9 protein-coding genes are annotated in these 7,819 nt (G+C 42.5%); 1 reads left to right on the top strand and 8 read right to left on the bottom strand.

Features of this window, described 5'->3' with window-relative positions; genetic code table 11:
* Positions 1 to 456 precede the first annotated feature (456 nt).
* The 7 genes from ACE5CV_RS00175 to ACE5CV_RS00205 all read right to left on the bottom strand — a co-directional run bounded on the left by ACE5CV_RS00175 (position 457) and on the right by ACE5CV_RS00205 (position 6,898).
* Entirely contained in the window at positions 457 to 663 is a 207-nt protein-coding gene (locus tag ACE5CV_RS00175; RefSeq protein WP_374948126.1) for a hypothetical protein, read from the bottom strand.
* Positions 664 to 791: 128 nt separating this feature from the next.
* On the bottom strand, positions 792 to 1,787 hold the full coding sequence (locus ACE5CV_RS00180; protein ID WP_374948127.1) for a DUF4412 domain-containing protein: 996 nt from the start codon (positions 1,785 to 1,787) through the stop codon (positions 792 to 794).
* Positions 1,788 to 1,927: 140 nt separating this feature from the next.
* On the bottom strand, positions 1,928 to 3,961 hold the full coding sequence (locus ACE5CV_RS00185; protein WP_374948128.1) for an ATP-binding protein: 2,034 nt from the start codon (positions 3,959 to 3,961) through the stop codon (positions 1,928 to 1,930).
* A 106-nt stretch (positions 3,962 to 4,067) separates the two neighbouring features.
* Entirely contained in the window at positions 4,068 to 4,775 is a 708-nt protein-coding gene (locus ACE5CV_RS00190; protein ID WP_374948129.1) for a LytR/AlgR family response regulator transcription factor, read from the bottom strand.
* Between the two features lie 554 nt (positions 4,776 to 5,329).
* The gene (locus ACE5CV_RS00195; RefSeq protein ID WP_374948130.1) at positions 5,330 to 6,376 is read right to left on the bottom strand and encodes a hypothetical protein; all 1,047 of its coding nucleotides are present in this window, start codon (positions 6,374 to 6,376) and stop codon (positions 5,330 to 5,332) included.
* A gap of 114 nt (positions 6,377 to 6,490) precedes the next feature.
* A complete protein-coding gene (locus ACE5CV_RS00200; protein ID WP_374948131.1) occupies positions 6,491 to 6,712 on the bottom strand; it encodes a DUF4412 domain-containing protein in 222 nt (73 codons plus the stop codon).
* A gap of 42 nt (positions 6,713 to 6,754) precedes the next feature.
* Entirely contained in the window at positions 6,755 to 6,898 is a 144-nt protein-coding gene (locus ACE5CV_RS00205; RefSeq protein WP_374948132.1) for a hypothetical protein, read from the bottom strand.
* Positions 6,899 to 6,913: 15 nt separating this feature from the next.
* On the opposite strand from ACE5CV_RS00205, the gene ACE5CV_RS00210 reads away from it, so the two are divergent.
* Positions 6,914 to 7,129, top strand: coding sequence for a hypothetical protein (locus ACE5CV_RS00210; protein ID WP_374948133.1), 216 nt, complete (start codon positions 6,914 to 6,916; stop codon positions 7,127 to 7,129).
* Between the two features lie 372 nt (positions 7,130 to 7,501).
* Here ACE5CV_RS00210 and ACE5CV_RS00215 read toward each other — a convergent pair.
* Positions 7,502 to 7,819: hypothetical protein (locus tag ACE5CV_RS00215; protein ID WP_374948134.1), on the bottom strand; the 318-nt coding region annotated here is incomplete at its 5' end.

Raw genomic sequence — 7,819 nt, forward strand, 5'->3', positions numbered from 1 at the left:
TTAAATGACTTTATTTATCGATTTAAAATTGGTTATCCTAAAAATAGATTCGTCCTAAAGGTTCATGGAAACTAACCGACGAACGTACTTTTGAAGTCGTCATAAGATCACAAAGTCATTTTTTGTAGTTTTATAGTAATAAATCCATCATCTTTACCAGCGCTTTGGGATCGCTTGGCTTTAATTAACTTATATTCTTGATTCATAATCTGACATTTTGGATTGATTAAATAAGTGTTTGTAATCTCCCTGTGTCTAATAGCGGGACTGATCCTGTTTCATCATTTTTGGTTACAGATGAATTTTTGTGAGCAGAAGTTGTTGAGTCTTTTGATGATGCATTGCTGATATTACCTATTGTATTGCGATTTTCGCAGGAATAAATTGCAACCGGACTAATTGCTGTGACAATGATATATAAATGTCTGATGATGTTGGTTCTTTGATGAGAGATCGCTATTTGTTGCGAATTGGTATATCAAATTTTCCATTAGTAACGGTAAACTCATCTTTGCCTTTGCCTGTACTTTCAAGTATTTTCAGCTTTCCTGAAAAAGTGCCGGACACGCGTGTTGCAGAAATGTTTGCAACTGTAACACTAAATTCTTCATTCGCATACATAACATACTTATCGTCTTTATCGTTACCTAAAAACAACTCCACGCTGCCATTATCATCGTCAGGTTTTAAGTGGCTACCCCACAGCCCGGAAAAGTGATGAAACGTCCAATATAGCAGAAGCCTGGGGAGGCGGATCCACGTTTATCACTTTAAAAAAAGTCTCAAAAAATTCAGTCTGCCGATTGTCGATAGCCCGAAGGCAATTCAAACATTGATGCCGGAAAATTCTGTGTCACGGTCTTTATCAGGATTGTTGTCAGTGAATAGTTTTTAGATTGCACGGCTATTTTTACCATGAATCCGCCGCACCCCGCCTTATCCAAGGCGGCCATCATCGCCGGTGTTACGTTTTGTACCATCCTGCCCTTAAAAAGTGCATATCCTGGAACCTCTGTACTGGTCCATACGTCTGTGGTGACAGAACTCTTAAACGCTCCCATCTCTGTAGACGATAACAATTTTGCATGTATACTTTTATAACCGCCGACTGATTCTATCCCAGTTTTTGTAACCTGGTATCGACTGATGCCCGCACTCACCAGTGCGCTGTCAATTGTATTCAGTGCGTAAGTCTTTTTATTTTCATCAAGTGCGAGGCTTACCAGGCGTTGGTCAGCGCGGGCCAACAAGATCATTTTTTCGGCCTTCGATTTGCCCGCAACGCCAGGGAAACTCATCTCTGAACGGGCCTCTCCACCATTGGTAAACCAGCTATTACTGCTGTCTATACGTTTACCCATTTCCTTCGATTCAAGGGTAGTGACATATTGATACCAGAACCCGGCGCCACCCCTGGCGGACATAAAACTTTTTATTATTTTATCAAAGTCTGCTGTGCCTTTGCCTGGGCCCCCAGCACGTTGCGCATGAAGGCAAGTGTTATTAAGAAACGTGGCAGCAAAAATCAGGACAGCGAGCATTATAGGTCTTAGTTTCATATCTATTATTATTTTTTTATGAAATAGTTGCATGAAAACAAGATAACCAATGCTGCAACAAAGCAGAGCAGTGCAACCACCAGGAATAGGAGCTTCATCACTTTTACCTTTGTCATTTGCCCTTTGGGTTGCATACCATTTTGCTTTGTATTGTCTGAGATACCGGGAATTGATAAGTGTATAGCTGTCAATATTCTGTTCTACAGCGATACGTGCCCCCTTTCTCATTGATCCGACTAAACAGATCATTGATCGGATGTCGCTCTTATACCGCCAACAATAGAGTGTAAAATAACGCGGCGCATTACACACCTTCAGAATAACCGGCGAATACAGTCTGAAAATCGTCGAATGACACGAGAGGATGTTTATAAGGTCAGTATCGTAAGAATTTTGCTTTCCTCAACTCTTTCAAATTCAATACTTGCCTGGATGGAGATCGCCAGGTCGTGAGCAATCTGCAAGCCCAGCCCGGAAGATTTGCTGTCAATTTTTTTCTTTAATGAACTTGCATGTAGGTTGTCGAAATCGACCCCGGAAGATTGATTGTAGATAAGTATTTTCTGGTCTGCAGCCCTGACCTCTATACTACTGTCGTTATCGCTATGCTTAACTGCATTTTGGAGCAGGTTGCGCAGTATGATCGAAACAAAGTTTTCGTCTGTGTTCACAATAATTGGTCCCGTCACCAGATTTGTAATTCTTAATTCCCTTTGTTCTAACATTGATTGAATCAAATCCAGTTCTTTTGCGAGCAGCAATGCAATATCCACCGGAAAAAGCTCTGGTGTAAACTGCTGCATCTGGCTTTTGCTCCAAAGCAGCAGGTCTTCCATAGTTTCGAGCACGTTTTCTGACACTTTTTTTAATTTATCATCGTGTTGTTGCGCGGAAGATTCACTAAGCATACCAGGACTTTGCTTTTGGAGTTGCAGCAACTGCACAATCTGGCTCGCCGGGGCGCGTAGATCGTGACCAATGATACTAAAAAGCTTTGCTTTAGTTTCATTGGCTATTGATAGACGCGTATTAAGTTTTTCCAGTTCAGCATTCTGCACATTTAAAATTTTATTGACTTTTTCCTTATTGCGATAGAACAACCATAATAGCAAGGAGCTGATCCCAAGTAGTATCAGTCCTGCCACCAATATAAGCCTGGTTCGGGAGGCGCCCTGGAGCTCAAACAAATTCAATCGGTTTTCCCGGTCAAGCAAAACAATCTGTTGTTCCTTCCTGCTCACTTCATAATGTGTTTCCTGGTCGGCAAAATTGTTGGAAAGCTTTTCTTTTGCCAGCGTATCAGTTTGCTCCGCGTACTTTTCATAGTATTGCAGTGCCAGCTCCGTGTTTCGTTTCCCTTTCTGCGCAAGCGCCATGTATTGAAGAGTGTTGGCGTACAATTCGCGATTGAGTTGTTTGGCTACTGGAATAGCCTCTGAGAGAATAGCAATTGCGCCATCATACTTTCCTGTTTCTTCAAGCCAGCGGCCTTTTATCATTTGTACCTGGAAAATAAGCAATGGTGAACCGATGTGTGCCGCTACCGTATCCGCTTTATCCAGGAAAGAACTTGCCCGGGAAAACTGCTTTTGTCTGATATAATAAAGTGCAATGTTCAAGTCTGAAGTAGCTATTTCAGAAGGGAAAATTGGGTCTTTAGCTGCCTGCTCATTTAGCCTGTTATTGTAATAAAGCGAAGAATCGATATTACCGATAGTTGCATAAGCTTCTACATATGAACTTAGTAAACGGTTACTAACATTAGGAGACACCGATGCAAACCGTTCTCCCTCGCGCAGGGTAGCAATGCTCTTGTCGACCATTTGTGTATTGAGGTACAATTTGGATAACATATCACACTGGATTGCGTAATCAAATTTCTTCTTTGCATCGCGGGTAGTATCTACGCTTTTTTGCCGTAGCTCCAAGCTGCGGATAAAATAATCCTGTGCCGTCGTATAATAAGATTTTTGCTGGTAATAGCTTCCAAGGGCATAATACCCATCTTCCAGAATATCTTTGTTATTCGTTGTATCAATAATTCCCTGTAATATGTTCTTGCATTCATCAACTTTCGCCTGTTGCTGCAATTGATAATTAACAGGTATCAGTACAACACATGCTTTTGAGACCTGGCGGGCCAGGTTTGCAGACTGGGCTTCCCGAAGACTTTTATAAAAATAGGCTTGTGCACTGTCGAACTTTGCCTGGTAGTAATTTCCGATGCCGGCATAGAAAAAAAATTTACTTCGATTCTCCTTGTCCGTGGGTTGCACAATCTGCAGGCCGCGCATCGCCGCCTGCTGCAGAACAACAAAGTTGTTTTTTATTCCGCTGTTATTGAGCCTTAAGGTTTCGCACCAATTCAACCAGGCATTAACTTTCTCTATATCGGTTTTCAATACCGATAAATCAGGCTCCTGCGCAACACTGGATTTAAATACCAGCGCTGTAAAAAGCAAAAACGCCGTAAGCTTTATAAAAGCATTTTTCATAGGTAATGATAGCTCAGATCAACGTTTTTAATATACTTTTATAAGATTTGCCAACCGGTAATTCTTGTCCGTAAGTATGAATTCTATTGTGTTCTACTGCGGTTATTTTGCTGCGGTTCACCACGAAGCTGCGATGGATTCGAACAAATTTCCCGGGGGGCAGTTGTTCCTGCATTCCGCTCAGTGTGCCCAACACCAGCCATTTGACTTTGTCAGTTACGATGCGGGTATAATCCTTCATCGCCTCCATGTAATAGATATCAGTTACTAAAAGCCGGTATTTATCGTGCCCCTGTTTCACTGTAATAAAGTCTGTTTCTTGGTCCTTTACAAACGCATAGGCATTCTCGCGCAGCAGAAAGAAATCGCGCAGGCGCAATGCACAACGTTCAAACCGCTCTCTGATGATAGGTTTAAGGAGATAATCAAACACCTCCAGCCCAAAGCTTTCCAGAGCGAATTCGGGGTGTGAGGTAACGAACACAGGGGCTACTACTTTTCCTGCAAGGCTTTTCACCAGTTCAAGACCGTTGATGCCAGGCATTTCGATATCCGCAAAAATGATATCTGGCCGCAGCTCTTCAATACATTCGGACGCCTCAATTGCATTACAGCAAACCGCTGTTTGTTGGAGGAATGGAAATCTTGCTGCTTCGGCTTCTATGGTCAAGCGGCTAATCTCGTCATCATCAACAATCAAAAATTTCAGGCTGGAAGCCATAAAAAAGTATTTACGTAGCTATAAGGTTTATCTGTTTAAAAATAAGGCATTTTGAACAGTTTCAGCACTACCACTTGTAGGCGCACGTTTTTCCGTTTAGCTGGTTATAAACTTAACAGGTTCATGGAATATTTGCTGGGTCTTTAATGGCTCATAGCAAACAAGGCCTGCAAAAAATTGCAGGCCTTGTAGGTTGCATAAAATGCCATCTGATTACTTTTTTATCAGTTTTTATTACGAGTAGGGATTTGTTTGTGGTTTTTAGGGAACTCTATTCTTTTGCGCCTTATGTAAATGAAAAAACATGCATGAATTTTTGAAGTGCGAAAAGAATGATGGGAACCCAAACTGCATTTCATAGGTCCGGGAAAGTGTAACGGGTCATTCGGTACGCCTATCCCCATCGAATACAGCTCGTACCAAAAAAGGATTATATCGACGACTCTGATCACACAGGCCGATGTTCTTTATCAATAACGTATTATGGAGAAGATGACAAGTGCTGCGCAAATACATATCGAACGCGGTGTGATGCAATTTGAATAAACGATTGGTCAAGGCAGGATCACCCGCCTTATCACATTATTTCCAAAATCGCTAACGTATAGAACACCGTTTCCGGAATTCCGGTAGGCGATACCACTCGGTTCGTAAAAAGTTGCAATATTCCCGGCGCCTTCGTTGTAGCCCTGGTGGCCATTTCCTGCGAGCGTGGTCACCGCTCCGGAGGCACTTACCTTTCTGACTGCATTATTATAATAATCGGTTACAAAAATGTTTCCCTTATTATCCGTGCAGATTGCCATCGCGCCACCAAAGCTTGCGCTCGCCGCAGAACCATCATCAAAGCCCAGTTTGTTGCTCCCAGCAATCGTGGTAACCGAGTTGCCCGATATTTTCCTGATGCGGTGCGAATCTGCAATGTACATGTTGCCGTCCTTGTCTTGAGTAAAGGCACTGATAGTGCCAAAACTTGCTCCCGATAATCCGCCATCTGTGATAATAGTCGCACCGTGCTGTCCCAGCCGACTCAAGATATGGTCAATATGGTTAATCATATACATGCCTTGTTCATCGGCAATATATATGTCTCCCTGGGCATTTGAACTGGCACCGATTGGTACAATTAGATAGCCATTGGGATTTTCGTATTGAATAGTTGCAAGGCCTCCAGTAGTGCGCACTACTTTAACTGAACCGCAGCCTCGATCTCCAACATAAATAAGATCGTTGTCGTCCACCCACATGTTTTCAGGAAAAGTCAAAGAAGGGGCACCGGCGCCGGCGTCTAGACACCCGGGGTCATTAAAATCCCCGGTCAGGGTCCCGACGGACTGAATGAATGGGTCAATTTTAACAATGACATTATTATCGGGTTCTGATGCGTACAATACGCCCTTACTATCGAGGGCAAGCGCTGTTGGGTGATGAATTGATCCGGCGGCCAGTTTCCCGGAGTAAGTGTCCACTAGTATCTTGCTTTGCACCACGGTACTATCGACGGATGATGGAGATTTGGAATCCGAACTCTTGGAGCACGATGCAAAGAAAAGACTCACCGGAATTAAAAGGAATGGCAAAAGATTAAAACGTATCGGCATGTTGCTGGTTATTTAACCAAAAATGGTATTAAAATAGGGAATATATAACGGGAACCGACAAGCGCTAGCAAATAATCGACGAAATGCACTACGGGAGAGCGGCCTTGGCCCTGTTTAAAACTCCTCACTTTTATTTTCCTTATATGCGGCTGGTATTTCAAAAAGGCTGGTGGGGAAATCTCTTCGCGCTGCGGTTGTGAGTTGCATTAGCATAGTAGAAGATTTGCTTTTCACCTGGAGTCGTACCGGAAATCCGGTGCATCCCATTTGTTCAAGCTGTTTGGCCGTTTCCAGCGAATACATGGAGCCGTCTGTTTTTGTTTCAAACTCTTTCATCCATTTTTCAAATGAAACCGGTAAAGGAACGTCTTTGGCTTTCTAGGTGTCGATAGTGTCCACCTTATTGACCAGCGGGCACATATTGCGCATGGAGATTATCTGCGCATGCACACAATTGTAATTGCCTATTTGCTCTTCTTCCACTTTAACAGCACTTGATTTTATTGACCTATCAAAGACCATATCATTTGAATCAGTGTGATGGATGGTATAGGTTTTATCTTCACCATCAATGATGGTACTTTGAGTGGTGTTGGAGGACGAGCCGAGCAGTACCAGGAGAATAATTTCTTTTTTCCAGGTAGGCCACTGGTGGTCATTTCTGTTTTAACATTACCACCAGGGGAAAGAAACATTTTTAAGACTACGGTGACCGTCATCTTTGCACTATCCGTATTGGTTGCCATTTCATAATAGTAGCCTGTCCCGCACCAGGATCAACGGCACTGCAATCACGCATTAGGAAAAACTTACTGCAAAAAACAAAAAGCTGTATTTCATTATCATAAAATTGAATATTTTAAAATGTATTTTACTATTTATGAACAGGACGATCAAAAACGTCAGTGGCGATCGGAATGTTCGCTATTGTATATGGTGTATTTCAGCCCGTTTTCGCTTGCAATGAATAAACCCACATGCCACTTGGGTTTGTCTGAATGTATTTTTATTGCGCCTGTTTTCGCTGGTACCGCGAAACGCAGTGAATGCGACAGGAAAAGAAATTAACAGGCAAAAGACAATATTGTAACATATTTCATCATCATTGTTTTTTATAATGAGGCATTATTGGCGGGGCACAAATTGGTTGCCATCATAATAAAAATAAAGATCCACATCCCGTTTATCCTGCGACAGCGTCATGCTTCCCCATGTAATTTTTTGCGAAGTTTTTGGATCCAAAAAGTCGAGGCTTAATGAAAACTGTACGATACTCCAGGTGTCATTCCCGTTGGGCGCAATATTGATGTGGACATGACCGCGATTGCTAAAGTCGCCGAACACAGCCGCATTATCCACATGCATTTTTAAGGGCCCGGTGGTCGAACCTTGTTCATATTCATCATTGTCGCTGTCATCATGAAAACGTGTGATTGGTTTTTC

This window comes from Mucilaginibacter sp., assembly GCF_964263795.1.
In the GTDB taxonomy this organism is placed as follows: Bacteria; Bacteroidota; Bacteroidia; order Sphingobacteriales; family Sphingobacteriaceae; genus Mucilaginibacter.

What these genes read in the sequence shown, in the direction of transcription:
- ACE5CV_RS00205 (WP_374948132.1), bottom strand. Translation starts at nt 6,898, where the DNA reads ATGGTCTTTGATAGGTCAATAAAATCAAGTGCTGTTAAAGTGGAAGAA.
- ACE5CV_RS00200 (WP_374948131.1), bottom strand. Translation starts at nt 6,712, where the DNA reads ATGAAAGAGTTTGAAACAAAAACAGACGGCTCCATGTATTCGCTGGAA.
- ACE5CV_RS00190 (WP_374948129.1), bottom strand. Translation starts at nt 4,775, where the DNA reads ATGGCTTCCAGCCTGAAATTTTTGATTGTTGATGATGACGAGATTAGC.
- ACE5CV_RS00180 (WP_374948127.1), bottom strand. Translation starts at nt 1,787, where the DNA reads ATGAGAAAGGGGGCACGTATCGCTGTAGAACAGAATATTGACAGCTAT.
- ACE5CV_RS00195 (WP_374948130.1), bottom strand. Translation starts at nt 6,376, where the DNA reads ATGCCGATACGTTTTAATCTTTTGCCATTCCTTTTAATTCCGGTGAGT.